Raw genomic sequence first — 24200 nt, forward strand, 5'->3', positions numbered from 1 at the left:
CCGACCGGGAACAACACGTCGGCCGGAGCCGTTGCCACACTGCACACCCACTGAAGGAGCACGTCCTTGTCCGCCAGACCGACGGACCCCCCGGGGCACAGTCCCCGACCGTCCCGCCAGGCACCTCCTGAGCACGGCACGCGGCGGGACGGTGTTCGATGAGTGCCGCGAACGCCCTCCTCGGCCTGCTGGCCGTCTTCGTCCTGACCGCCGGCACCGGATACTTCGTCGCCCAGGAATTCGCCTACGTCTCCGCCGACCGCCTCGCCCTGGCGCGCGAGGCCGAGTCCGGGGACCGCAGGGCCGCCCGCGCCCTGAAGGTGCTGGAGCGGCTGTCCTTCATGCTGTCGGGCGCCCAGCTCGGCATCACCGTGACCGGACTGGTCGTCGGCTTCATCGCCGAGCCCTCGGTCTCCGCACTGCTGCGGCCCGTACTGTCCGGTGTCGGCATCCCCGGCGCCGCCGTGAGCGGCATCGCGGTCGTGCTGGCCTTCGTGCTGGCCACGGTCGTGCAGATGGTGCTCGGCGAGCTGGCCCCGAAGAACCTCGCCATCGCCGTGCCGGAACGGCTGGCGAAGGCGCTGGCCGGCTCCACGCTCGCCTACCTGAAGGTCGTCGGCCCCCTCGTGCACGTCTTCGACGCGGCGGCGAACGGGCTGCTGCGCCGGGTCGGCATCGAACCGGTGGAGGAGCTGCACCACGGCGCCACCCTGGAGGAGCTGGGCCACCTGATCGGCGAGTCCCACCAGCAGGGCGCACTGCCCGAGGACACCGCCGCGCTGCTCGACCACGCCCTGGAGTTCTCCGACCGGACGCTGGACGAGGTGATGGTGCCCCGCGTGGACGCCGTCTTCGTCCGCGAGGACGCCACCGCAGCCGAAGCGGTCGACCTCATCGCCAAGCACGGCCACTCCAACTACCCGGTGCTCGGCGACCACCCGGACGACGTCGGCGGCGTCCTCGGCGTGGCCGAGCTGATGCGCCTGCCCGCCGACCGGTTCACCGCCACCACGGCCGGCGCTCTCGCCCGGCGTCCCCTGCTGCTGCCGGACACCCTTCCGCTGCCCGACGCCGTGATCCAGATGCGGGAACGGGGCGACGAGTTCGCGGTCGTCCTGGACGAGCACGGCGGTGTGGCCGGCATCGTCACCTACGAGGACATCGCCGAGGAACTCGTCGGCGACATCGCGGACGAGACCGACACCGTCACCGCGGTCGCCGTCGCGGACGGCGACGGCTGGCTGGTGGACGCGGGCCGCCGGCTGGACGAGGTGGCCGAGGTCACCGGCGTCGGACTGCCCGAGGAGGAGGACTACGACACCGTGGCCGGCCTGATCGTCGACCGGCTCGGCCGCTTCCCCGCCGTCGGGGACCGGCTCACGGTCGAGCTGCCCGACGGCGCCGCCGTGATCGATGTGCACACCCTCGACCGGCACGTACCCGACCGCGTGCGCATCGAGCGGACGGCCCGTGAGACGCAGGAGCAGGCATGAGTTTCCCGATGGCGCTCTTCGTCACCGTGCTGCTGCTGATCGGCAGCGGATTCTTCGTGGCCGCCGAGTTCGCGCTGGTCGCCGCCAAGCGGCACCGCATGGAGAAAGCCGCGGCCGAGGGCCGACGCGGCGCCGGAGCGGCTTTGGCGGGTATGCGTGAACTGTCCCTGATGCTGGCCGGCGCCCAGCTCGGCATCACCGTGTGCACCCTGGGCCTCGGCTCGGTGTCCAAGCCCGCGATCTCCCACGAAATCGACCCCCTGCTGCACGAGCTGGGCCTGCCGAGCGCGGTCGGCTACGGCGTCGCCTTCGCCGTCGCCATGATCGTGGTCGTGTTCCTGCACATGGTGGTCGGCGAGATGGCCCCCAAGTCGTGGGCCATCGCCCACCCCGAGCGGTCCGCGATGCTGCTGTCGCCGCCCTTCCGGGCCGTGGTGAGGACCGTGCGGCCGCTGATCCGGCTGCTCAACGCGGTGAGCAACGCCCTCGTACGGCTGTGCCGGGTCACCCCGCGCGACGAGCTGGCCTCGGTCCACAACCGGGAACAGCTCACCCACCTGGTGGCGGAGTCCGAGCGGCTCGGCCTGATCAGCGAGATGGACTCGGAGCTGCTGACGCGTTCGCTGACCGAACCGCAGACCCCGGTGCGGGAGCTGCAGGTGCCGGCGTCCGAGATCGTCTCGGTGGACGGCGGCGCCGACGTCGACGAGATCCTGCGCGTCGCCGCGGAGCGCGACCGCACCCGGCTCCTGGTCCGCGAGCACGGCGTGGTGCTCGGCTCGGTGCACGCCCGTGACGCCGTGGTGGCGCGCGCCAGGGAGCGGGCGGCCGGCGCCCGCTCCCTGGCCCGCCCGGTGCCCGAGCTGACGGACGACGCCACGGTCGCCGACGCGATCGACCTGCTGCGCCGCCGCCGGGCCTCGCTGGCCGTGGTCCGCGACAGCTCCGGACGGCTCACCGGCATGGTGAGCCTGGACGACCTGCTGGCCCGCTTCCTGCAGCCTCAGACGACGTGACGGCGGCCCCCGGCGGGCCGTCGCCCGACACGACGGACGACAGCCCGCCGGACCTCCGGTCCGCCCGGTCCGGCGGGCGCGGCCGGAACGGTCGCCGGGAGGCGAGGGCGAGCGCGCCGTCGGCGCCGAGGACGCTGTCCGCGCCGGCTGATCCGGTCGGACGTCGCCCGCAGCCGGGACCGCTCGTCGTCCGCGGCGGGTGCCGGCCGCATCCGCCGCGCCCGCAGCGGCACCATGCGCGGCCCGGACGGCTGCCCAGGCCCGGGCCGTGGAGCACGTCCGGCGTCCCCCGGAGCCCCGGGCGCCCGAAGCCGGGCACGTGCTTGCCGGCCAGGACGCACCCGTCGGGCCGCGCCACCGTCACGGCGGGCACATGGGCCGGCCGCACCCGGTAGCGGACGGTCTTCCCCGGCGCGAACGCGTCGCTCCGTGTGACGGAGGTCTCCGGATCGACGCCCCGCACGTCCGGGGCGGCCCCCGCCGGCACCTCCAGCGCCCGGCCCCAGGGCCACGAGAACGGGACCGGCCGGGGGGACCGGGCCGGCTCCACGCAGCCGCGGGCGTCCCGGAGGAGGTCCTCCCGCAGCGCGGGATCGCCCGGGTGCGGAAGGACCCGGTCGGCCCCGCGCCCGGGCATCACGTCCCCGCACAGGAACAGCGTCACCGTCCCGGCGTCCGTGCCTCTCCACGGTAGGACTACGGCACACCCAGTTCGAACAGGACGTACCCCGCGTACGAGCCGGAGGCCAGGGCGGCCGTGCCCAGCACCGTGGCAAGCGAGGGCCACTTCAGCCGGCGCATCGCCAGGGCGAGCGGGACGAACAGCGGGAACAGCGGGAGCAGATAGCGGGAGACGTTGCCGAAGTACTGCTGGGTGGCCATCACCATCAGGTACGACAGCACCGTGTACACGACGAGGACGGCGGGCGGGCGCAGCCGTACCAGCAGCACCGTCAGCACCGGCACCAGCAGCACCACCCCGACCCCGATCAGGTCCTCCACGGGCATCGCGAACCGGTAGTCGAAGTGCCCGACGGGCACCGAGGTCAGCACGTCGAGAGTGTGCCGGCCCCAGTCGAACTTGTGGGCCCAGGCGCCGTCCTGGAGCTTGTTGTAACCGCTCCAGTCGCCCATCCGGTACCCGACCCAGCCCAGATAGCCGGCCACGCCCAGCGGGGCGATCGCCACCGCGGCCAGCGGGCGGCGGACCCCCTCCTCGCGGCGCCACACCGCGAGCAGTCCGGCGACGGCGAGGGCGGCGACCAGGGTGACGGCGGTGGGCCGGGCGAGCCCGGCGGCGAAGGTCAGCACCCCGGCGGTGAGCCAGTGGCGGGTCATCACGGCGTAGCAGGCCCAGGCGGCCAGCGCCGTGTACACGGACTCGGAGTACACCGCCCACTCCGCACCGGAACCGGGCCACACGGCCCACAGCCCCACGGCGACCAGACCGGCCCTGCGCCCGCCCAGCCGGGCCGTGACGGCGTGGATGCCGAGCGCCGCGACGAAGGAGGACACGACCGACACGGTCATGCCGGCGCCGTACGGGCCGAGCCCGGTGACCTCCGAGACCATCCGCATCAGCGCCGGGTACAGGGGGAAGAACGCGGCCGAGTTGCCCTCGAGGGTGATCAGCCCGGTGGCGCCGGGTATGGGCTCCAGCGCAGGGTCGTAGCCGTGCAGGGCGATCTGCTGGTACCACCAGCCGTCCCAGCTGCCCAGGACGTCCCAGGGGCGGGCGCCGCCGCCGAAGCGCGGATGCTTCTCGCGGAAGTCGCCGGCCGAGTCCAGCAGGAACATGAAGACGGCGAAGCCCACCAGCTTCAGCACGCCGTACAGTGCGAGGACGGGCCCGTGGTGCGCGACGGCGCGGCGCAGCCGCGCGCGCGGGTCCGGGGCGGCCGGCAAGGCGGCCTCGGACCCGGGCACGGGGGACAGGGCCGGGTCGGCCGGGGCGGTGGTCATGAGGTCGGGGATCCTGTCGTACGGCGGGAGCGGCGGCCCGGGAACACCCAGGCCCGCAGGAGGAGGAAGCGCAGCAGGGTCGCGGCGAGGTTGGCCGCGACCAGTGTCAGCAGCTCCACCCGGGGCCCGGCCCCGGGCGCCGTGCGGTGCAGCACGGCCAGCGAACCGCTGGTGAGGACGAGGCCGACCAGGAACGCCGCCAGCCCCTTGAGCTGGTGGCGCAGCACCCCGGTGCGGCCCCGCACCCCGAAGGTGAGCCGCCGGTTCGCGGCGGTGTTGGCGACGGCGCTGGCCAGCAGGGCGAGCGCGTTGGCCGCCTGGGCGCCCGTGACGGGCCGGAGCAGGCTGTACAGCAGCAGGTAGAACAGGGTGCTGGCCGCCCCGACGGCGGCGAAGCGGATCAACTGCGGGACCAGCGCGGGCGGCAGCCCGGCGGCCTCGTCGAGCTCCCCGGGGCGGCGCAGCACGGCCAGCGGCAGTCGGCCGCCCGCCAGCGCATGCCCCAACCGGGCCATGCCGCGCAGGTCCGCCAGCGCCGTGGACAGGATGTCGACCCGGCTGTCGGGGTCGTCCACCCAGTCCACCGGCACCTCGTGGATGCGCAGCCCGGCGCGTTCGGCGATCACCAGCAGCTCGGTGTCGAAGAACCACCCCCGGTCCTCGACCAGCGGCAGCAGCCGCTCGGCGACGTCCCGCCGTACCGCCTTGAAACCGCACTGGGCGTCGGAGAACCGCACGGCGAGGGTGCCGCGCAGCAGCCCGTTGTAGCAGCGGGAGATGAGCTCCCGCTTCGGTCCGCGCACCACCCGGGAACCGCGGGCCAGGCGGGTGCCGATCGCGATGTCCGAGTGCCCGGAGATCAGCGGGGCCACCAGCGGCAGCAGGGCCGCCAGGTCGGTGGACAGGTCCACGTCCAGATAGGCGAGCACCGGCGCGGACGACCGGGACCAGGCGGTGTGCAGGGCCCGGCCGCGGCCCTTCTCGGCCAGCCGCATCCACTCCGTCCCCGGCAGCTCCCGGGCCAGCCGCGCGGCGATCGCCGGGGTGCGGTCCGTGCTCGCGTTGTCGGCGACGGTGATCCGGAAGGCGTAGGGGAAGGTCTCCGCGAGGTGCGCGTGGAGCCGCCGGACACAGGACTCCAGGTCGTTCTCCTCGTTGTGCACGGGCACGACCACGTCCAGGACGGGTTCCGGATGGTACGCCGGCAGCGGCGCCCGGCGCGGCAGCGCCACCTGTGCCGCGGACGCGGCGGATGAGTGGCGGTCGGCCGGTGCCGACCGCCTCGCGGTTCTCATGACGGGTTCACGGTCTCCTTCCGGCGTACGGCATGACGTGACCTCGGTGCGGGCATGCCGGACGCGCCCGAGTGATGGTCGGGGACACGGCCCGGGGCGGCTCTCGCCCACGGGCGGGGACGGCGGTGCGGTCTAACCGCTGCCGGGCGGCTCCTCGTCGGCCGTGGCGGAGGGCGACCGCGCCGGCGGAGTGGACGACGGGGCGGTGGTCGGCGCGGTCGTGGCCGACGGTGGCACCGTCGAGTCCCGCCCGGTCGCGCTCGGCGTGGTGGACGGCGGGAGGGAGGGCGGTACGCCGCCGTGCCCGGGCGACGTGGTGCCGGTGCCCGTGGTTCCGGACGTGCTCGTCGGCGGTCGCGACACGCTCGGGTCCGCGCTCGGGACGGACGTCGCCGACGCCGTGGGCCCCGGAGGCGGCGTCGGGCCGGTCGCCGGCAGCGGCCCGCGGTCGGCGGGCAGCGACCGGGAGTCGGCGCCGGGCAGCAGGGCCAGCCCGACGCTCAGTCCGGCCACCGCGAGAGCCGAACCGCCGGCCCGCCACAGCATCCGGGACCGGCGGCGGGCCCGGATGCCCTGGTACAGCCGCTCCTGGTGCTCGGACCGGAAGGGAGCCGGCTGCCGGCTGTCGCGCATCATGCGCGACAGCTCATGCTCGAAGTCGTCCATCGTTTCTCCCCTCACCTCACGGGCCTGACGGAGTCGGACAGGATCTGCCGCAGCCGCGCCACACCGCGCGACGCGTGGGAGCGCGCGGTGCCCACCGGGCAGCCGAGGGCCTGTGCCACCTGGCCCTCGGGCAGGTCCTCGCAGTAGCGCAGCACCACCGCGGCCCGCTGCCGGGGCGGCAGCAGCGCCAGTGCGGCCTCCAGCCGCGAGCGCTCCGCGACGGCCGACGACACATCGCCGGGTCCGGCCCGGTCGGGCAGCTCGCCCATCGGACGCTCCCCCCACCAGCGCCGGCGGGCCGAACGGGCCGCCATCCGCACCAGTACCTGGCGCACATACGCCTCCGGGGCCTGCTCGGCGACCCTCGGCCAGACGAACCACAGCTTCACCAGGGCCTCCTGGACGAGGTCCTCGGCACGCTGCCGGTCGCCGCCGGTGAGCAGCCGCGCGACATGGAGCAGCGCCGACCAGCGGGCGGCCACGAACTCGTCGAAGCCGTCCACCCGAAACCGCTCCATGCCCACCGCCCTGTGTCCGAACAACCCCTTACACCTGAGACAAAGACTCATGGCCCGGCGAAACGATGCACCTGAACGCTGTGATCCACCTCACCCCGAGCGCACCCGCCCGGGCACGCGAAAGGGCGGGCCGTACGCCCGTGACCGCGTCCCGGCGATCGACGGACGTACGACCCGCCCTGGGGCGGTGGCCGGTCCTGCCTGCGTACGGCCCCCCGGCTCGTCCCGCTGGTCCGGGATGCCGTGCGGCGGCGGGCCGGACGTCTGCGGTGAGGCGGCGGGTGATACGGGCCCGGCCCGGCCGGCGTTCTGCCCCGGCGCAGCGTGCCGGAGTCGCCTCGCATCGGCTCGGCACCCGCGTTCAGCTGCGCCGGCCGGGCCGCCGGGACCCGGTCGGCGGGCGGCCGCTCATGGGCCGGCGACTCCTCGACCTCGCCGGCGGACAGTGAGCGGATCCGGCTCTCCGGTCCGCCGGTGGACCGATGGTCGTGACCGGGCAGCGGCGGGATGTCACGGGCGGGGGTTCGCCATGACTTTCACTTCTCCGTGGACGGCGTCACCGGCCCGCCGGGAGCGCGGACCGGTCGGCGGCCGGTCAGTGGCCGCCGGGTCCGCCGCTGCCGAACGACCCGCTGCTGCCCCCGTCCCAGCGGGGCCGCTCCTGCGAAGCGCTCGTGCGGCTGCCGGCGGTGCCGTGGTCCTTCAGCTCGTGCGGCAGCAGCCGCTCGTCGCTGCTGGGCATTTCGTTCGGCTCCCGCTGCTCCCGTGTCTCCCGGACCGGTCCGCCCTCGGGCATCCGGGGCTGCTCCTCCGGGCCGGGCCGGCGCACCTTGCTGTTCCTGACCCGGCGGCTGCCGAGGACGAACATGCCGATCAGCAGCGCCACGACCACCACACCCGCCACCACGAGCCCCGCACCGAGGGCGCCGCGGCCCGCGGCGAGGTCGGCCGTTTCCATCCACGCGGTGTTCATCATGGCTCGCGGGTACCCCCGGTCCCGTCCGCCAACCCGTTCGCCTCCCACGCCGCACGGGCGCCCGGCGCGGACCCCGAGAACCGCGCGGAACCCCTGCGGGCACCGGGTTTGACCGCCCTGGCGGCGGCTACCCGAACGGCGTGACGACGACATCCCAGGAAGAGCTGTTCCGGTTCCTGGAGGACCGTTTCGCGTGCGCCCAGGCATGCACCGAGTGCGCGCGGTCCTGCGCGACGCGGGCGAGCCTCGTGGACCCGGACGGCACCGAGAACCAGGAACTCGTACGGCGCAAGGGCATCATGTGCGCGGAGGTCTGCGACGCGACCTGCCGGGTGCTGTCCGAGCAGAACCAGGTGGACGAGGCGACCATCCGCGTCCAGGTGGAGTGGTGTCGCCAGGTGTGCCTGGAGAGCGCGCAGGTGTTCGACGGTTACTCCGGGGCGGAGGAGACGGCACAGGCGTGCCGCGCCTGCGCACGGGCCTGCACGGAGTTCCTCGCCACTCTGAACTGACACGTCGGTGAACGGCACGGACCGGGTGTCGCGGCACCGTACGGACCCGGGCGAGTTGTCGCCGCACCGGACGAGCCGCGCGGCACCTCCGTCGATCCGCGCGAGGCGTTCTCCGGCACCTTCCACGTCGCCGAGGGGACGGGCAGCCGGCCGCCGCGCACGACCGGGCGGCCGCCGGTGAGCCGCCCGCAGTGCCGCCCTCGGAGATCTACTGCCACTCGCTCACCGACCCCACGATCCTCGGCCCGGACCTGGCCGCCCGGGCTGCCAGACCCTCACCCTGTCCGGACTGCACACCCCCGCGAGGCTGTTCGAGCGGGACGACGACGCGTACGCGAGGAACTCCTGGAGTCGACGCTCGCGCAGCTCGACGCCCATCTGGCCGAACCCCTCGCGGACTGTCTGGCCACCGACGCCGACGGCCGCCCGTGTCTGGAGGCCCGGTCCCCGCTGGACCTGGAACGCGACCTCGAACTGCCCGGCGGCAACGTCTTCCACCGCGAACTGTCCTGGCCGTACGCCCAGGAGGGCACCGACCGCTGGGGCGTGGAGACCCGGCACGCCAATGTCCTGCTGTGCGTGGCGGCGGGGTGAGCGGTGTGCCGGGAGGCAACGCGGCGATGGCGGTGCTGGAGGCGGGGCGCTGACGGGGACGCGGTCCCGGCCAGGGCCGGTCCCGGCCGGGTCCCGCGCCGCGTCCGCCCGGTACGCCCCGTCGGGGAGCCGGCCGTGGGCGCCTCGACGAGCACCGGTGGGGGTGCCGGTTGCCGGTTTGTGTGCGTCGTCCAAGGACCGGACCGCGGGAGCGGGGGTGCCCGGACGGCCGCACACCGGTACGGGGTGCACCCACGGAGAACTCCGGGCGTAGTACTCTGCCTGAAGTGGTGTGGTGGATGCGGCGAGTGGAGTGGTGGCAGTGGTCAGACGGAACGAACAGCGACGGGCCGCCCTGGTGGACGCCGCGATCGAGGTGCTGGCCCGCGAAGGCGCCCGGGGGCTGACGTTCCGGGCGGTGGACACCGAGGCCGCCGTGCCCGTCGGTACCGCGTCGAACTACTTCGGCTCGCGCGACGACCTGCTCACCCAGGCCGGCGCCCGGGTCTACGAGCGGCTCCAGCCCGACGAGGAGCTCATCGCCCGGCAGCGGACCGCAGGGCGCGACCGGGAGGTCTACGCGGAGCTGATGCGGGAACTGGTGGGGCGTGTCGCCGCCTTCCGCACCGGATACCTCGCCCTGCTCGAACTCCGGCTGGAGGCCACCCGCCGGCCCGGGCTCCGCGAGGTGCTCACCGAGCGGGTCCGTGCCGACGTCGAGGCCAACGTCCGCCACCACGAGGAAGCGGGCCTCCCCGGCGACGCCACGGCCGTCAAGCTGTTGTACCTGGCGCTGAACTGGTTGATCGTCGAACAGCTCACCCTGCCGGACGTCTTCGACCCGGACGAGCGCGAGCGGCTGGTGACGGCCGCGGTCGAGCGGATCGTGGCCGCCCAGTAGCCCGGACGGTCCTCAGCCCCGGTCCTCCCGCGGGCCCACGATCCGCCGGATCTTGCCCACCGAGCGTTCCAGCGTCTCCGGGTCGGCGATCTCCACGCCCGCCGAAACGCCGGTGCCGTCCTTCACGGCCGCCGCGATCGACCGGGCGGCCGTGTCCCGCGTCGTGGAGTCCGCGCCGGGACGGGCCTTCGCGCGGACGGTGGGGGAGTCCATCCGGCCCTCGGTGGTGAGGCGGAGCCGGAAGTACGGGGCCACGCCCGGTGTGCGCAGCACGATCTCCTCGATCTGCGGGGGAAAGGGGTTCACCCCGCGCAGGATCACCATGTCGTCGCTGCGGCCCGTGACCTTCTCCATCCGCCGGAACACCCGGGCGGTGCCCGGCAGCAGACGGGTCAGGTCCCGCGTCCGGTACCGGACGATCGGCATCGCCTCCTTGGTGAGCGAGGTGAAGACCAGTTCACCCAGCTCGCGTCCCGACGGTGACACCGTGTGCCGCACGCGGCCACCGGTGCCGCAGGCCGAACCGGCCCGGCGGCGCGGCCACCGGCGGCGCGTCCCCGACGGTCTCCTCGGTGCGGCCGGGCCACCGTTTCGGTCCGTTCCGCCCTCGGTGGTGCCCGGCAGCCGGCGGGGGCGGGTGAAGAGCGACACCCGGGGGCCCTTCCGTGCGGTCCTGCGATGACATGGCGAGCGGGGCCCGCCGAACGGGCCCGCCCCCACCAGTACGTCGGCGCGTCGCCGTGTGTTCAGGGCACGCCGGTCGGGTTCGGTCCGTCCGCCCCGGGTTCTCGCGGAAAGGTACTCGCCGCGCGGCCTGTCGGGGGTGGGGGCCGATCGCTAGGCTGGCCCGCGGACGACGGTAATCGGGAGGAGCACGGACGTGGCCGAGAGCACCACCCAGCAGCGCCCGCTCAGGGGCTGGGACAAGCCGGACCTGGACCTCAGCAACGCGCAGTGGCAGTCCAGCAGCCGTGGCCTGGGCGATGTCCAGATCGCCTTCGTGGAGGGCTTCATCGCCATGCGCAACAGTGGCAGTCCGGAGAGCCCTTCCCTGATCTTCACGCCCGCCGAGTGGGGCGCGTTCGTGTCGGGAGCCCGGGAGGGGGAGTTCGACCTGACGTGAGCGGCGTCGCCGCAGCGGGGTGTTCCGCGCGGTTTTCCGGACACGCGGTCGGAAGTGCCTCCCCCGGCCCGCACCCGAGCCGGGCCGACCGGGGAAGGCGAAGGTCGAAGGTCGTATCCCGGAGGCGAGGAACCATGAACACCCAGCCGGTCATCGCGGCGGTCGACGGCTCGGACGACAGTCTGCGCGCCCTGGAGTGGGCCCTCGACGCCTCCCGTCGGCGCGAGGCCCCGCTGCGGATCGTGCACGTGCGCCAGTACGCGCCCTGGACGCAGCCCGAGGTGCTGGCGGCCGGGCCGCCCGACCCCGACGCGGACCCGGTCCTCGACCAGGTCCGCGATCACCTGGCACAGCGCGGCGGCGGCCCGCCCGCCGTCGAGTACGCCGCGCTGGAGGGGGCGCCGGGAGCGCTGCTGCCCGAGGCGGGTGCCGCGGCCCGGCTGCTGGTGCTCGGTTCCCGGGGCCGCGGGGGCTTCGCCAGCCTGCTGCTCGGCTCCAACTCCCTGGCCGCGGCCCGCGACGCCGAGTGCCCGGTCGTCGTCGTGCCCCGGCCCGGACGCGGGGACGAGCAGGGGGCGCCGGCCGGGCCCGACCGGCCCGTGGTGGTCGGCCTGAACACCGACGGCCCCGACGAGGCGACGCTCGCGTTCGCCTTCGCGGAGGCGGCGTCGCGCGGTGCCCGGCTGCACGTCCTCGCAGCCTATCCATGGCCGCTGCAGACCTGGATGCTGCCCGGGGAGATGCCTCCGCCGCAGATCGACCGGGACGCCGTCGAGCACGAGGCCCGTCTCCTCGCCGACGGCTTCCTCGCTCCGCACCGGGAGCGGCATCCCGAGGTCTCCGCCGGGGTCGACGTGCTGCCCGGGGACGCGGCCGGCCATCTGGTCGACGCGTCGCGGGACGCCGATCTGGTCGTCGTGGGCCGTCATCGCCGTCGACTGCTGGCGCCCGCCCGCATGATGGGGTCGGTGACGCAGGCGGTGCTGCTCCACGCGGTGAGCCCGGTCGCGGTGATTCCTCCGGCGGCACCGGAGGAGTGATCCGGAGGGGCCGGCCGGGGCGGGGAGGGACAGGGGGCTGCGCGACCCGGTGCTGCGAGGCGCCCTCACCCCCGGCTCCGCTCGAGCGGGAGGCACCCCCACCCCCTGGGGTACCTTCCCAGGCCGTTGGGGCACAGGGGCCGCACGACTGCCCGCAGCTGGAGGCGGCTGCCCATGGATGCCGGTGTCTCCGGCATCAGCGACATGCGGGACTCGGTGATCGCGGACGCTCACCTGGTCCCGGACCTTGTCCTCATCCTTCGTCATGACGGCAACGGCGGGGTCGTCGACGACCTGACCGAGCCCGGCGAGCTCACCGGCTGGGTGCGTGCGCACCCGGACACGCCCCCCGTCGCACCCCACTTCGTCGCCGACGGGAATCACCTCACCGCCGTCCGCGACCTGCGCACCGCCGTCCGTACCCTCTTCGCGCACGCCGCCAGCCCCGCCGAACCGAGTCCCGCGGACGCGTCCAGCCTGCTGTCCCTCCCCGAGGCGCTCCGGCGTCTGAACGACGCTGCCGCCCGCACCCCCCACAGCCCCCGTCCCGGAGTGGTCCGACGGGCACGACCCCGCCGTACGCCGACGCCCCGTCCCGGACGGCGGACACGGCCTGATCGCCGCACTCGCCCAGGCCTCGATCGCCTTCCTCGCCGGTCCCGACCGTGCGCGCCTGTCACGCCCCCCGCTGCGTGCGCCACTTCCTGAAGGAGCGCCCGCGCCAGGAGTGGTGCAAGCCCTCCTGCGGCAACCGCGCCCGGACGGCCCGCCCCCACGAGCGGCACCGGTGGTCCGGATGGCCGGGGCGGGCTCCGCCCGACCGCCCGAACCCGGGCCCGGGCACGTACCATGGCGGCATGTCGTTCCTCCGCCGCCGCAGCGCCACACCCGCCGGGCCCGACTTCGACGTACTGGCCATGGACCCGGGCGACTGGCCCGGCAACCTGGGCGCCGGGCTGCTGCCCGCCCCCGACGGAAGCTGCCAGGGCGTCTTCCTGCGCTACGACCTGTTCGGCGGCCGCGGCCCCGCGATGGTCATCGGCAATCTGCCCGAGGGCTCCCCGGCCCGGGACCTTCCGGAGGGGGAGGTCCCCTTCGAGGTCGGGCAGCTGCTGCTGGCACTGGAGAACGACGAGGAGATCACCGTCGTCGGCACCGAGGACGTGCCGGTGATGCAGGGCGACAACCTGCTGATCGTGCGCCGCGTCAAGCTCTCCGAGAGCCGGATCTCCTGCGTGCAGTTCGACCGCAGCGACAACGTCCTGGTGACCATCGCCGCCTGGGACCGCCCGATCACCGACGACCTGTACGCCCTCCTCAAGCCGCTGCCCGCGGAGCTGTTCCAGCAGGACTGAACACAAGGGGCCGGGCTCCGCGGGACCCGGCCCGCCCGCTCCCTCCTGTGCGCCCTCACGACGAGGTCACCGTCACGTCCGCCGCTCGGACGAAGCCGACCCGGTGGCCGAACTGGATCTCGTAGTACAGGTCCTCGCCCCGCACCACCCGGTGGGACGCCTCGTCGAAGGTCACCGCGTAGTAGTACTCGCCGGGCACCTTGCCCCCGGTCACGTACTTCTGGCCCTCGAGCACCGTGTACGGCAGCGGCGACACCGTCTGGACCGGCACGCCCTCCGGGTAGGCGGTCTTCTCCGGGTACGCCCTCCCGTACACCGGGACCGGGCCGCGGCCCTTCCTCGGGGTGACGACCGTGCCCTTCGCGGGCACCGCTGTGGGGTGCTTCCCCGGATTCTCGAACCAGGCCTTCCGGCCGAGGTACCAGATGGCGGTCCAGTCGCCCCAGCGGTCGGCGACCGCGTACTGCTGGCCCGTGGAGACCCGCGAGGACAGGTCGTTCACCCCGGTGGTCGGGGCGGAGCCGAGGCCGATGTCCCTGATCAGCGGGGAGTCCTCGTCGTGGTCGGAGTACAGTCGCACCGCGCTCGACCCGTGGGCGGTGCACGGCTCGCCCGCCCGCTCGCAGCCCGTGAGGACCGGCCGGTTGGCGGCGTACTCCGGCCGGATCGTGACCACGCCGGAGTCCTTGCCGGCCGTGGCCTTCAGGGGCCTGCCCAGCAGTTCGAAGTAGTGCCGCCAGTCCCAGTAGGGGCCGGGGTCGGTGTGCATGCCGGGGATGGTGGCGGTGGTGGTCCCCGGCACCGTGTCGTGGCCCAGGATGTGCTGCCGGTCCAGCGGAATGCCGTACTTCTCGGCGAGGTACCTCACCAGCCGGGCCGAGGACCGGTACATCGCCTCCGTGTACCAGGTGCCGGGATCCGTCAGGAAACCCTCGTGCTCCAGACCGATCGACCCCGCGTTGACGTACCAGTTGCCCGCGTGCCAGGCGACGTCCTTCGCCTTCACATGCTGGGCGATGTGGCCGTCGGTGGAGCGCAGACTGTACTGCCAGGACACGTAGGTGGGATCCTGCACCATGTCGAGGACGCCCTCCCAGGCGCCCTCGGTGTCATGGACGACGATGTACCGGATGCGCTGCGAGGCGGGCCGGTTCCCCAGGTCGTGGTTGCCGTAGTCGCCGGCGCCGAACTCCTCGTACGGCGCCGGGATCCACTCGCACGACACCGTCCTCGGGCACTCCGTCCCGGCGGCGGAGGCGGTGCGCAGCCCGGCGCGCCCCAGCGCCGCGGTGTCGGGTGCGAGGGCCGGGCGGGCGTCCAGCGCCACCCGCTGTCCGGCGTCCGTGACCCGCGCCTCGCCGACGCGGATCACCTCGTACACGTCATGGGCGTACGCCGCCGCCGACGCGGTGTCGTCCGCGCCGGAGAAGAGGGCGACCGCCGCGTACCAGTCCGCGGGGTCGTCGCTCCTCGGCCCGCCCAGCCGGCGCTGGGCCTCGGCCAGCAGGGCGGCGCCGCCCGCCACGTTCGCGGCCGGGTCATCGCGCAGGCGTTCGGGGCTGAGACCGGTCAGGCGGGCGGCTTCCGGCAGCGTGGTGAGCCGGTCCGGCAGCTTCCCGGTCCGTGCCGCTCGTGCCTCGGGTCGTTTCGACGGGCGGGCCTCGTCACCGCGCGGATCCTCCGTGCCGGAGGCGTGGTGGTCGGAGGCGGCGAGCGCGGCGCGGGCGTCCGTGAGGTGCATCGGTCCGTAGCCTCCGGTCACGCTCGGGGCGCCGCCGTGGGCGTCCCAGCGGGACTGGAGGTAGGAGACGCCGAGCAGCACGCTCTGCGGTACGTCGTACCGGGCGGCGGCGGTGGCGAACGCGTGTTGCAGCCGGGTGTTGTTCGGAAGGGCCGGAGCGGGCGCCGTGCCCAGGAGCGGCAGCGTCAGCGCGACTGCGGCGAGGGTGCGGAGGGCACCGCGGGCGGCGCGTCCCGGCGGCCCGGCCGCGGGGTGGGGCTCGATGGAGGGTTCTCGCAATGCAGCCTCCTGGGACGATCGGGCGCAGCGCGCCGGACGGGGCCGAGCGGTGCGTCAGTCGTACCGGCCAGCAGATGATCCGTCAATCATGCCCAGGAAGCCCTGAACTGCCTTGTCAATCGAGGTGTGCGGGGTTTTCGTGCCGGCGGGGTCAGGACCTGCGGGGCGTCAGTGGCGTATGCCAATGGTGCGGGGCGGGGGTGCTGCGCGATCCCGGCGCCTGCGGGGTGCCTCCCCCGCTCTCGGCCTCGCCCGAGCGGGGGAGGCCGTCGCCCCAGTGGCACGACTGCCCGCGGCCGGGGCGGTGCGGGAGTTTCTTTCCGGGTCAGCGGGTGCCCACTGCCGCCCGTACCGCTCGACGGGCGAGCTGGCAGTCGTCGTGGAGGCGGCGGAGGAGCAGACGGTGCTCCTCGCCGGACGGGGCCGCGGGGGACATCTCCTGCATCGAACGCTGTACGGCCGTCTCGTACGTGCGGATCTCCCGGGTCAGTACCAGCATCAGGTTCACCAGGAAGGCGTCCCGCGAGGCGGGGCCCGCCGACTGGGCGATCTGACTGATCTGACGCCGCGCGGCCGGAGCGTCCGCCAGCACCGACCACAGCGTCGCCAGGTCGTAACCCGGCAGGTACCAGCCCGTGTGCTCCCAGTCCACCAGCACCGGACCGGCCGGTGAGATCAGGATGTTCGACAGCAGGGCATCGCCGTGGCAGAACTGGCCCATGCCCTGCCGCCCGGCCGCCCGCGCGATGCCGTGCAGCAGCTTCTGCAGGTCGCCCAGGTCCCGGTCGGTGAGCAGGCCCAGTTCGTGGTACCGGGAGATACGCGCCGCGTAGTCCAGCGGCGCGTCGAACGTCCCGGCCGGCGGCCGCCAGGAGTTCAGCCGGCAGATCGCGCCGAGTGCCGCCCTGATGTCCGCCCGCGGCGGCGCCTCCACGGGGTGCCGCTGGAGCGCCGCCACCCGGCCGGGCAGCCGCTCGATCACCAGCGTGCCGTTGTCCGGATCCGCCGCGATCAGCCGGGGCGCCCGCACGGGCGGGCGGTGCCGGACGAACGAGCGGTATGCCGCTATTTCGTGGCGGATCCGCTCGCTCCACGCGGGGGAGTGGTCCAGTAAGCACTTCGCGACCGCGGTGCTCCGCCCGGTGGTGCCGGCCAGCAGGACGGACCGGCCGGTGCGGCGCAGCACCTGGACCGGCGCGAACTCCGGACAGATGCGGTGCACCGACGCGATCGCGGTGCGCAGCTGGGCGCCCTGCGGGCCGGACAGGTCGAGCCTCCCGCTGAGCGGCTGGGTGCCCGGTCCCGCGGTACGCCGTACGTTGCCCGCGCCGAGTACGGGGGGCGCCGGGCGCGCGGGGGCGAGGTAGGGGCCGCTGTCCGACGGACGGGGGCGCAGCGGCCGGGGCGGGGCGGACACGGGGGACGATGCTGCGTACATGGGTGATACGGATCCCTTCGTGTGCCTGCGACGTCAGCGCACCACCCGGCCCGGCCGCCCGGGCGCACCCTGGGGAATGTCCCTGGGCGACGGGGTCGTGGTGGCGCGTTCCTACTCGACACCCGATGGCCCCTGGCACACCATCTGGCGCACCCTGGCGAACCCTGGCGAATAGTCGCCCGGCAACCCGCACCGGGCTACTGTCAACTCAGCCGAGAACCTGGGGGCTTGACGTGAGCGGACAACCCAACACCCGGCTCTCGGACCTGTTCGGCCTGGCCGGCTGGTCCAAGGGCGAACTCGCGAGGCTGGTCAACCGGCAGGCGGCGGCCATGGGCCACCCCCAGCTGGCGACCGACACCTCCCGGGTGCGGCGGTGGATCGACAGGGGAGAGATCCCGCGCGATCCCGTACCGCGGGTGCTGGCGGTCCTGTTCACCGAGCGTCTCGGCCGTGTCGTGACCATCGAGGATCTCGGTCTGGTCCGGCGCGGGCGTACGGGGAAACGGCCACGCCCCGGGAGTGCGGAACATCCCGACGGAGTGCCGTGGGCGCCCGAGCGGACAGCCGAGGTCCTCACCGAATTCACGGGAATGGACCTCATGCTCAACCGACGCGGCCTGGTGGGCGCGGGCGCCGCGCTCACCGCGGGCTCCGCACTCAGCAGCGCCATGCACGACTGGCTGCACACCGATCCGGCCCTGACCGCCGACGCTCCCCGACTCGAGGACCCCCTGCACGCGGAACGCGTCGGGTCCGACCGCTACGAGGCCGCCCCGATCGGCTCGCAGGAGATCGAGGAACTCGAGCGCTCCGTGGAGGTGTTCCGCGCCTGGGACGCCGCCCGGGGCGGCGGTCTCCAGCGCAAGGCGGTGGTCGGCCAGCTCAACGAGGTGGGCGGCATCCTCGCCTACAACCACCCACCCCATCTCCAGCGGCGCCTGTGGGGCGTCGCCGCCAACCTCGCCGTCCTCGCCGGCTGGATGTCGCACGACGTCGGCATGGAACCCACGGCCCAGAAGTACTTCGTGATCGCCGCCCACGCGGCTCGGGAGGGCGGCGACCGGCCGCGCGCCGGCGAGGCGCTCTCCCGGGCGGCCCGGCAGATGGTGCACCTGGGTCGGCCCGACGAGGCGATGGACCTGATGAAACTCGCCCGGTCCGGTTCGGGCGAGGAGGTCCTGCCGCGCACCCGCGCCATGTTCCACACCATCGAGGCGTGGGCGCAGGCGTCGATGGGCAAGGGCCAGGCGATGCGCCGCACCCTGGGCCGGGCGGAGGACCTCTTCGTCTCCGACAGGGGGGACGTACCCCCTCCGAACTGGATGCAGCTGTTCAACGAGGCGGACCTGTACGGCATGCAGGCCCTGGCGTACCGGACGCTCGCGGAGTTCGAGCCGGACGCGGCCGCGCACGCCCAGCACTACGCGGACAAGGCCCTGGCGCTACGGGTCGAGGCGCAGCAGCGGTCGAAGATCTTCGACTTCCTGTCCATGGCCTCCGCGTGCTTCATCGCCGACGATCCCGAGCAGGCGGACCGGTTCGCGCGTCTCGCTCTGGTGTCGATGGGGCAGAACTCCTCGCGCCGCACCTGGGACCGGCTGCGCCAGATGTACCGACTCACCGCCGAGTACGCCTCGTACCCGAGGATCCAGGAACTCAGGGAGGAGATCGAACTGGTGCTGCCCAGGCCCCGGGGCGAGGGAGGCAGCGCCCAGGCGTGAGGGCGGTCCGGCCCGCGGGCCTTGCTACGGGGTGACCCGGGCGACGAGCACACAGGCGGCCTCGTCGCGCTCCCGCTCGCCGAACTCCTCCGCGACCGCACGGACGCAGTCCTGCGCGGTACGGGCGGCGGCGAGGTGCGGGGCCAGTGCGAGGAGACGGTGGACGGCCGTGGTTCCGGCGTGTCCGGGCACCAGCCCGTCGGTGTGCAGCAGCAGCACGTCGTCGGCCTCGAGGGTCTCCTCGGCCTGTCCGTAGGAGGCGCCCGGCACGGCACCGAGCAGTACCCCGTCCGGCGCGTCCAGCGCCCGCCCCGTCCCGCCGCGGAACAGCAGCGGGGCGGGGTGTCCTGCCTGCGCCCACAGCAGTGAGCGGGTCCCGGGCCGGTAACGCAGGCAGACGGCACTGCCCGGGGCCGGCTGCGCGGTGGTGTCCAGTAACCGGTTGAGGCAGGTCAGCAGGGGGCCCGGTGCGGTGCCGGTCATCGCCATGCCCCGCACGGCGCCGAGCAGCATCGCCATGCCCGAGGCCGCGCCGACGTCGTGTCCGGGCAGGTCGCCGACGCCGAGCAGGGTCGTCCCGTCGGGCAGCTCCAGGGCGTCGTACAAGTCGCTGCCGATCCGTGCGTGCCGCGACGGCAGGTGGGCGGCGGCGAGGTCGAGGGTTCCCGGTCCGGCCTGCGGGAGCCGCAGGGGGCCGTGCCACGTCGGCAGCACGGCCTCCTGCAACTCGACCACGAGCCGGTGCCCGGTCCGCGCGGCGGCGTGCCGCTGGCGGTGCAGCGGGTCACGGGTCTCGCTCACCGCCCGTCGGCAGTGGCGCAGTTCGCTGACGTCGCGCAGCACCGCCCACATCGAGGCCGTGCTGCCGTCGGCGCCGATCACCGGTTCGCCCATCATGTGCACGGTCCGTACGCCGTCGTCCGGGCGTACGACGCGGAACTCCCCGTCGACGGGCCGGGCGTCGACGAGACAGTCCGTGACCATCGCGGTCAGCCTGGGCCGGTCCTCCTCGAACACCAGCGAGGGCAGTTCGTCGAGGGTGAGCGGCGTGGCGGCCGGGTCCCGGCCCAGGATCCGGTACGACTCCGCGGACCAGCGCACCTCGTCCGTGAGCAGGTCCCACTCCGCGCTGCCGACCGGACCGACCGGTGAGTCGCGTCGCGGCACGGGCGGCTCCTCGTCCCACAGCTGCGACAACTGATCCTCAGGATCCTTCAGTTGATGCAGCGCCAGATCGTACAGCGCGCGCCGCCGGCGTTCCCCCGGGTCCGCCGCGGCGGCCGGAGCGTCGCGGCGTGCCGCATCCACCTCGCCCTTGAGGCGCCGGGTCTGCGAGATGAGCGCGTCGACCGGGCCGCGTCCTGGCGGCCGGGCGGCCGGGCGGTCCGCGGAGAGGGGGGACGGCATGACGCGCTCCGATGCGGGGACGGTACGGCCTCCGGGTGGAGGGAGGGGACGTCACGACTGTGGCACAGCCCGCGACGGCCTGTGAGGGATTCGGCGACACACGACAAGCCGGTGCCGAAGGCATATGCCGCCGTCTTCACCGGGTTGCCCGCGGGAATGCGTCAGAGGTGCTTTCGACGTGCCAACTCCCATGGCTGGAAAGTGATATGACGGACCGTCGGTCATCCGCCACCACTTGCTCGCATGTTCGAAGGACGAGTGTTCGCATGGGGGTGACCGGTGGGTCGCCCCGTCCTCAGTAGCGCAGTACCGCCGCCATCCCGCCCGCGTCCCCGAGCGCGCCGTCCGGGACGAAGCGGACCTCGGCGCCGGTCTCCAGGCACTGCTCGACGATCTCGTCCACGATGTCCGCGCGGGCGTCCAGGCCGCCGTCCTCGGCGATGACCAGATGGCCGTCGGTGTCACGCACCGTGATCCGGTAGTTCTCCTCCACGGCCAGCAACCGGACCCGGCCCTCCCGGGCGCTCTGCCACAGCTCGTCGACGCCGGCCGCGAACTCCTTGCGTCCCCGGGCCGACTCCAGCGACCGGGCCACGTCCTCGGTGCCCCTGCGGGCCTCGGCCTCGAGCGCCGGCTGCACGGCCTGCCACACCGCCTCGGAGGTGCCGTGCGCCAGACCGCCGTGCGGGACGTGCACGGCATCCTTGGTCGCACCGCCGGCCTCGCCCAGCAGGGTCAGGGCGGCGGGCTCACCGGTGACGTACAGCGGCCGCGGGTGGTCGCGCAGCAGTCTGCCCATCGCGGTGTCCGTGGCACGCAGGAACCGGCGGGTGTCCTCGTCCCGGAAGTTGCTCGGCTGGTCACCGATCCACTCCTGCCGCTCGGGGTCGAAGTTCGGCTCCTCCCGGATCAGCGGGAAGCCGCCGGCGCGCTCCTCGACGACCCGGTCCACACCGCCGCTCCACAGGGTGGCCCGGTCGGCGGAGACGGACAGCACCCAGAACGGCCGTTCCGCCGTGTGGGCGGAGACGAGGTTGCGGGTGAGGAAGGTGTCGGAGAGGACGATGCGCTCGGGCACGGTGCGGGCGAGCGACCACACCTGGTGCTCGCCCGGCGCGGCGAAGATGACCAGGCCGTCCTCGGAGTGCGTCAGATCGACCTCGGTCAGGGCCCGGTCGAGCTGCAGGGCCACGTCGGCGCGCCGGTCCCGGGTGACCGCGGGGTCGGCCTCCAGCTTCTTCTTGGCCTCGGCCACCGCGTTGCGCAGCCGGACGGCGTCCTGGGTGTTGAGGGGATCGCGCCGGTGCGTCGGCGTCAGCAGGGACACCGCGGGGTAGGGGCGCGGTCGGCGAAGCTCGGCAAGGGTCGCAGGACTCAGATCGTGCTCCATGACAGCACCATAGGGCGGAATCGCCGACAGGGCATTCGGGGCAAACCCGCCTGTGCGCCCCGGGGCCCGGCCGGCCGCTCGCTCAGAAGCGGCCGTCGTCCTCGGATCCGCAGGAGCTCTGCCGCTGCGCGGCAGGGAGCCGTGGAGAAGGAAGTCGTCGATCCTGCGGTGGACGCACTCGGACGTCCCGTAGCCGGTGTGCCCCTCGGCCCGGTTGGCCAGCATCGATGCCTCCAGGAAGGTCCCGACCGGCGCCCCGGCCCACCATAAGCGGGCCCCGGGACTTCCGCCCGTCGGCCCCGTGACGGCACGCCGGGCGCCCCGGCCCGTTGCCCGGCCGCCACGCGTTCGACGGCCGCTGCCCGGGGCTCGAACGCCGGGACGTCCGACGGGGGGAACCGGCTGCGGCGTACGGGCGAGCCGCACCCCGAATGCCGCAGCCACGTTCTGTCCGCCGCGGGCGATCGCCCGCGGGCGATCGCCCGCGGCGATCCGGGCGGAGTCGCCCCGTACCCGCGCGCCCGCCCGCGGACGCACGGCCGAACCACCGGAGGAAACGGCCGCCCCGTGGGTCAGCCGCGTCCGCGGTGGAACCGCCGGTGCAACTCCTTGACCTCTTCCGCCAGCCGGGGAACCGGGCCGGCCACGGCCACGCCCGGGGCGATCTCGGCGACGGGCAGCGTCCGCACCGGCGGGGCGGGCACCCCCAGTTCGGTGAGCCAGGACGCCAGCTGCCCGGAGGAGGCGACGTACACGATGCGTCCGAGGCCCACCCAGGCATGGGCGGCGGCACACATCGGGCAGTGCTCGCCGGAGGTGTACACGGTGGCCGCGGCCCGTTCGGCCGGGGTCATCCGGGCGGCCGACCAGCGGGCCAGCTCGAACTCGGGGTGCCGGGTGCGGTCCCCGGAGGCCACGCGGTTGTGGTCCTCGGCGAGCACGGTGCCGTCCCCGGCCACGAGCACCGAACCGAACGGCTCGTCACCGGACTCCAGCGCCTCGGCCGCCAGCTCCACGCAGCGCCGCAGGTACGGCAGTTCCTCGTCCCGCACGACCACCGCCCGGCCTCCTCACGATGTCCGACCGACGGCAACCTTAATACCGTTGCCCCGGGCATCGCTCCGTGGTGGGGTGCGCCGCATGGACCGAACCGCTGTACTCGCCCTGTTCGACCGTGAGATGCGCCAGGGGGCGCGACCCGACGGCCCCGGCGCGGAAGTGGAGCGCGTCGGCGCCGTGGCGCGTCACACGGGCCCCGCGCACGGCTGGAACGGCGTCCTCTGGTCCGCCCTGGAGGCGGCGGACGCGGACGCGGCGATCGCGGAGCAGATCGCGCACTTCGCCGGTTTCGGCCGCGCGTTCGAGTGGAAGCTGTACGGACACGACCTGCCGGTGGATCTCGGGCAGCGGCTCGTGGCGGCCGGGTTCACCCCCGAGCCGGTCGAGACGCTCATGGTCGGCGAAGTCGCCGGCCTGGCCCTGGACGCGGAGCCGCCCGCGGGTGTCCGCATCGTGCCGGTCGTCGACCGGGCGGGGGCCGACCTGGTGGCCGACGTGCACGAGAGGGCGTTCGACGCCGACGCGTCCGGTCTCCGTCGGCACCTGCGCGACCGGCTCGCCGCCGAGCCCGACGCCGTCGTCGCCGTGGTGGCCCTGGCCGGTGACGAACCGGTGAGCGCGGCCCGCATGGAGCTGGCGCCGGGCACCCCGTTCGCCGGGCTGTGGGGCGGGGGCACCGTACGGCACTGGCGCGGGCGGGGCGTCTACCGCGCGCTGGTGGCCCACCGGGCCAGGGTCGCCGCGGACCGGGGCTACCGCTACCTCCAGGTCGACGCCTCCAGCCAGAGCCGGCCCGTCCTCGAACGCCTCGGCTTCGTCCCTCTGACCACGACCACGCCGTACGTCTACGCAACCGCCGCAGCCGCGGGCGGTCGTACCCCTCCCGGTGCCTGAAGGGCCCGGGAGGGGTCCGGTGAGTGGTGCGGGGGCCGGAGGGGAGTCGCGCAAGCCCGGCGTCCACGAGACACCTCCCCACCGTCCACCCGTGCCGCTGTACGGCGTGACTGCCCCGTGGCGACCGCCCCGTCGCTTGCGGCCACTGCGACAGTTGCAGTGCCTGACACCTGTGAGGAGCGACAAGCGACCCCTCGCGCCGTCCGTCGAGGAGGCCGTCGTGTCCCGCCGCCGCCCACGGCTCCCGCTCCTCCCCCCTCGTGCCGGGACCCGGCCCCGCCCGGCCGCCGGGGCGGTCCCGCCCGGACGCGAAAGGGCCGGTCGGCGCGGACCGGCGTTCGGATCCTTTCGTGGCCTTCCCGTGGACGGCGGGCGCTCCTGGCGGCCGTGGGCGGCGCAGGCCGTGCCCAGGATCAGGGTGAGGGCGCCGATGACGATGCTGTTCCAGATGACCCCGGCATCGGGGTGGCCGCCGACGATCCACGGCGAGACGATCATCCACGGACCCAGGGCGCACATGGCTCCGCTGAGGCCGTACACGCGTGCCGGGGCCGCGGTGAGGCCCAGGGCGAGCGGACCGATCGCGATGCCCACGATCAGGTCGTGGGCCACGAGCGCGGGCTGGCTCGTCGTGCAGTGGAATATCCACGGGGACACCGCACAGTAGAGGCCGAGCAGGAACACCGGTCCGTCCACGAGGGCCACATCACGACCGCCGGGCACGCGGTCGTACCGTGCCCGCATCTCGGAAGCGTCGGGGGTGGCTCGTGATGTCACCGCGCGGGTGCGAGACGTCGGCCATGAGTCGTCTCCTTCG

21 protein-coding genes and 4 pseudogenes are annotated in these 24200 nt (G+C 74.2%); 11 read left to right on the top strand and 14 right to left on the bottom strand.

All coding sequences use genetic code 11. The features are described 5' to 3' along the window. Nucleotides 1-158: 158 nt before the first annotated feature. Complete coding sequence (locus tag KYY02_RS24565) at nucleotides 159-1493, top strand: hemolysin family protein (RefSeq protein WP_371241431.1); 1335 nt, start codon at nucleotides 159-161, stop codon at nucleotides 1491-1493. Next, nucleotides 1490-2509 (top strand): hemolysin family protein, encoded by a 1020-nt coding sequence (locus KYY02_RS24570; protein ID WP_371241433.1) that lies wholly within the window; start codon nucleotides 1490-1492, stop codon nucleotides 2507-2509. Before KYY02_RS24565 ends, KYY02_RS24570 begins: the two co-directional genes overlap by 4 nt. Here the strand turns inward: KYY02_RS24570 and KYY02_RS24575 are convergent. The 6 genes from KYY02_RS24575 to KYY02_RS24600 form a co-directional block, all read right to left on the bottom strand. Next, entirely contained in the window at nucleotides 2448-3146 is a 699-nt protein-coding gene (locus KYY02_RS24575) for a CapA family protein (RefSeq protein ID WP_442538164.1), read from the bottom strand. The genes KYY02_RS24570 and KYY02_RS24575 overlap by 62 nt on opposite strands. A 59-nt stretch (nucleotides 3147-3205) precedes the next feature. Continuing rightward, nucleotides 3206-4471, bottom strand: coding sequence for a putative hexosyltransferase (locus tag KYY02_RS24580; protein WP_371241440.1), 1266 nt, complete (start codon nucleotides 4469-4471; stop codon nucleotides 3206-3208). Continuing rightward, nucleotides 4468-5766, bottom strand: a complete 1299-nt coding sequence (locus KYY02_RS24585) for a bifunctional glycosyltransferase family 2/GtrA family protein (protein WP_371241443.1) — start codon at nucleotides 5764-5766, stop codon at nucleotides 4468-4470. Before KYY02_RS24585 ends, KYY02_RS24580 begins: the two co-directional genes overlap by 4 nt. A 132-nt stretch (nucleotides 5767-5898) precedes the next feature. Next, entirely contained in the window at nucleotides 5899-6432 is a 534-nt protein-coding gene (locus KYY02_RS24590; RefSeq protein ID WP_371241445.1) for a cellulase, read from the bottom strand. An 11-nt stretch (nucleotides 6433-6443) separates the two neighbouring features. Beyond that, nucleotides 6444-6950: a SigE family RNA polymerase sigma factor gene (locus tag KYY02_RS24595; RefSeq protein WP_371241447.1), complete on the bottom strand. Its 507-nt coding sequence runs from the start codon at nucleotides 6948-6950 to the stop codon at nucleotides 6444-6446. A 595-nt stretch (nucleotides 6951-7545) separates the two neighbouring features. Continuing rightward, nucleotides 7546-7923 carry a DUF6479 family protein gene (locus KYY02_RS24600; RefSeq protein WP_371241594.1) on the bottom strand — a complete coding sequence of 126 codons (378 nt, stop codon included), beginning with the start codon at nucleotides 7921-7923 and terminating at the stop codon, nucleotides 7546-7548. Between the two features lie 143 nt (nucleotides 7924-8066). Here KYY02_RS24600 and KYY02_RS24605 point away from each other — a divergent pair, with 143 nt between their 5' ends. The 3 genes and pseudogenes from KYY02_RS24605 (at nucleotide 8067) to KYY02_RS24615 (ending at nucleotide 9933) form a co-directional block, all read left to right on the top strand. Next, nucleotides 8067-8438, top strand: coding sequence for a four-helix bundle copper-binding protein (locus KYY02_RS24605; protein WP_371241449.1), 372 nt, complete (start codon nucleotides 8067-8069; stop codon nucleotides 8436-8438). A 78-nt stretch (nucleotides 8439-8516) separates the two neighbouring features. Next, nucleotides 8517-9085, top strand: a pseudogene (locus tag KYY02_RS24610) (FAD-dependent oxidoreductase); the annotation flags it as partial. 269 nt (nucleotides 9086-9354) lie between these two features. Then, on the top strand, nucleotides 9355-9933 hold the full coding sequence (locus tag KYY02_RS24615; RefSeq protein ID WP_371241596.1) for a TetR/AcrR family transcriptional regulator: 579 nt from the start codon (nucleotides 9355-9357) through the stop codon (nucleotides 9931-9933). Between the two features lie 12 nt (nucleotides 9934-9945). On the opposite strand, the pseudogene KYY02_RS24620 reads toward KYY02_RS24615, so the two are convergent. Further along, nucleotides 9946-10419 (bottom strand): annotated as a pseudogene (locus KYY02_RS24620) (phenylacetate--CoA ligase family protein); the annotation flags it as partial. A 394-nt stretch (nucleotides 10420-10813) separates the two neighbouring features. On the opposite strand from KYY02_RS24620, the gene KYY02_RS24625 reads away from it, so the two are divergent. From KYY02_RS24625 to KYY02_RS24640, 4 genes are all read left to right on the top strand, one after another. Beyond that, the gene (locus KYY02_RS24625; protein ID WP_371241451.1) at nucleotides 10814-11056 is read left to right on the top strand and encodes a DUF397 domain-containing protein; all 243 of its coding nucleotides are present in this window, start codon (nucleotides 10814-10816) and stop codon (nucleotides 11054-11056) included. Nucleotides 11057-11190: 134 nt separating this feature from the next. Next, nucleotides 11191-12096 (top strand): universal stress protein, encoded by a 906-nt coding sequence (locus tag KYY02_RS24630; RefSeq protein WP_371241453.1) that lies wholly within the window; start codon nucleotides 11191-11193, stop codon nucleotides 12094-12096. A 204-nt stretch (nucleotides 12097-12300) separates the two neighbouring features. Next, on the top strand, nucleotides 12301-12804 hold the full coding sequence (locus KYY02_RS24635; protein ID WP_371241598.1) for an ABATE domain-containing protein: 504 nt from the start codon (nucleotides 12301-12303) through the stop codon (nucleotides 12802-12804). Between the two features lie 149 nt (nucleotides 12805-12953). After that, nucleotides 12954-13451, top strand: coding sequence for a glycosyltransferase family protein (locus KYY02_RS24640; RefSeq protein ID WP_371241600.1), 498 nt, complete (start codon nucleotides 12954-12956; stop codon nucleotides 13449-13451). A 55-nt stretch (nucleotides 13452-13506) separates the two neighbouring features. Here the strand turns inward: KYY02_RS24640 and KYY02_RS24645 are convergent, their stop codons facing one another. Both KYY02_RS24645 and KYY02_RS24650 read right to left on the bottom strand, forming a co-directional pair. Continuing rightward, nucleotides 13507-15471 carry an N-acetylmuramoyl-L-alanine amidase gene (locus tag KYY02_RS24645; protein WP_371241455.1) on the bottom strand — a complete coding sequence of 655 codons (1965 nt, stop codon included), beginning with the start codon at nucleotides 15469-15471 and terminating at the stop codon, nucleotides 13507-13509. A 325-nt stretch (nucleotides 15472-15796) separates the two neighbouring features. Continuing rightward, nucleotides 15797-16909 carry an aminoglycoside phosphotransferase family protein gene (locus tag KYY02_RS24650; protein WP_371241457.1) on the bottom strand — a complete coding sequence of 371 codons (1113 nt, stop codon included), beginning with the start codon at nucleotides 16907-16909 and terminating at the stop codon, nucleotides 15797-15799. A 233-nt stretch (nucleotides 16910-17142) separates the two neighbouring features. Between KYY02_RS24650 and KYY02_RS24655 the strand changes: the two genes are divergently transcribed. Continuing rightward, nucleotides 17143-18633 carry a DNA-binding protein NsdB gene (locus KYY02_RS24655; RefSeq protein WP_371241460.1) on the top strand — a complete coding sequence of 497 codons (1491 nt, stop codon included), beginning with the start codon at nucleotides 17143-17145 and terminating at the stop codon, nucleotides 18631-18633. Nucleotides 18634-18657: 24 nt separating this feature from the next. Here the strand turns inward: KYY02_RS24655 and KYY02_RS24660 are convergent, their stop codons facing one another. From KYY02_RS24660 to KYY02_RS24675, 4 genes and pseudogenes are all read right to left on the bottom strand, one after another. Continuing rightward, nucleotides 18658-20040 (bottom strand): PP2C family protein-serine/threonine phosphatase, encoded by a 1383-nt coding sequence (locus KYY02_RS24660; RefSeq protein ID WP_371241464.1) that lies wholly within the window; start codon nucleotides 20038-20040, stop codon nucleotides 18658-18660. A gap of 295 nt (nucleotides 20041-20335) precedes the next feature. Further along, nucleotides 20336-21430 carry a baeRF3 domain-containing protein gene (locus KYY02_RS24665; RefSeq protein ID WP_371241601.1) on the bottom strand — a complete coding sequence of 365 codons (1095 nt, stop codon included), beginning with the start codon at nucleotides 21428-21430 and terminating at the stop codon, nucleotides 20336-20338. Between the two features lie 177 nt (nucleotides 21431-21607). Then, nucleotides 21608-21655: pseudogene (locus KYY02_RS24670) on the bottom strand (hypothetical protein); the annotation flags it as partial. 347 nt (nucleotides 21656-22002) lie between these two features. Then, the gene (locus KYY02_RS24675) at nucleotides 22003-22488 is read right to left on the bottom strand and encodes a nucleoside deaminase (protein ID WP_371241467.1); all 486 of its coding nucleotides are present in this window, start codon (nucleotides 22486-22488) and stop codon (nucleotides 22003-22005) included. A gap of 82 nt (nucleotides 22489-22570) precedes the next feature. Between KYY02_RS24675 and KYY02_RS24680 the strand changes: the two genes are divergently transcribed. Further along, complete coding sequence (locus tag KYY02_RS24680; RefSeq protein WP_371241471.1) at nucleotides 22571-23383, top strand: GNAT family N-acetyltransferase; 813 nt, start codon at nucleotides 22571-22573, stop codon at nucleotides 23381-23383. Nucleotides 23384-23745: 362 nt separating this feature from the next. On the opposite strand, the pseudogene KYY02_RS24685 reads toward KYY02_RS24680, so the two are convergent. Continuing rightward, nucleotides 23746-24185, bottom strand: a pseudogene (locus KYY02_RS24685) (SPW repeat protein); the annotation flags it as partial. Between the last annotated feature and the right edge of the window lie 15 nt (nucleotides 24186-24200).

Source organism: Streptomyces pimonensis, from assembly GCF_041380215.1.
Taxonomy (GTDB): Bacteria; Actinomycetota; Actinomycetes; order Streptomycetales; family Streptomycetaceae; genus Streptomyces; species Streptomyces pimonensis.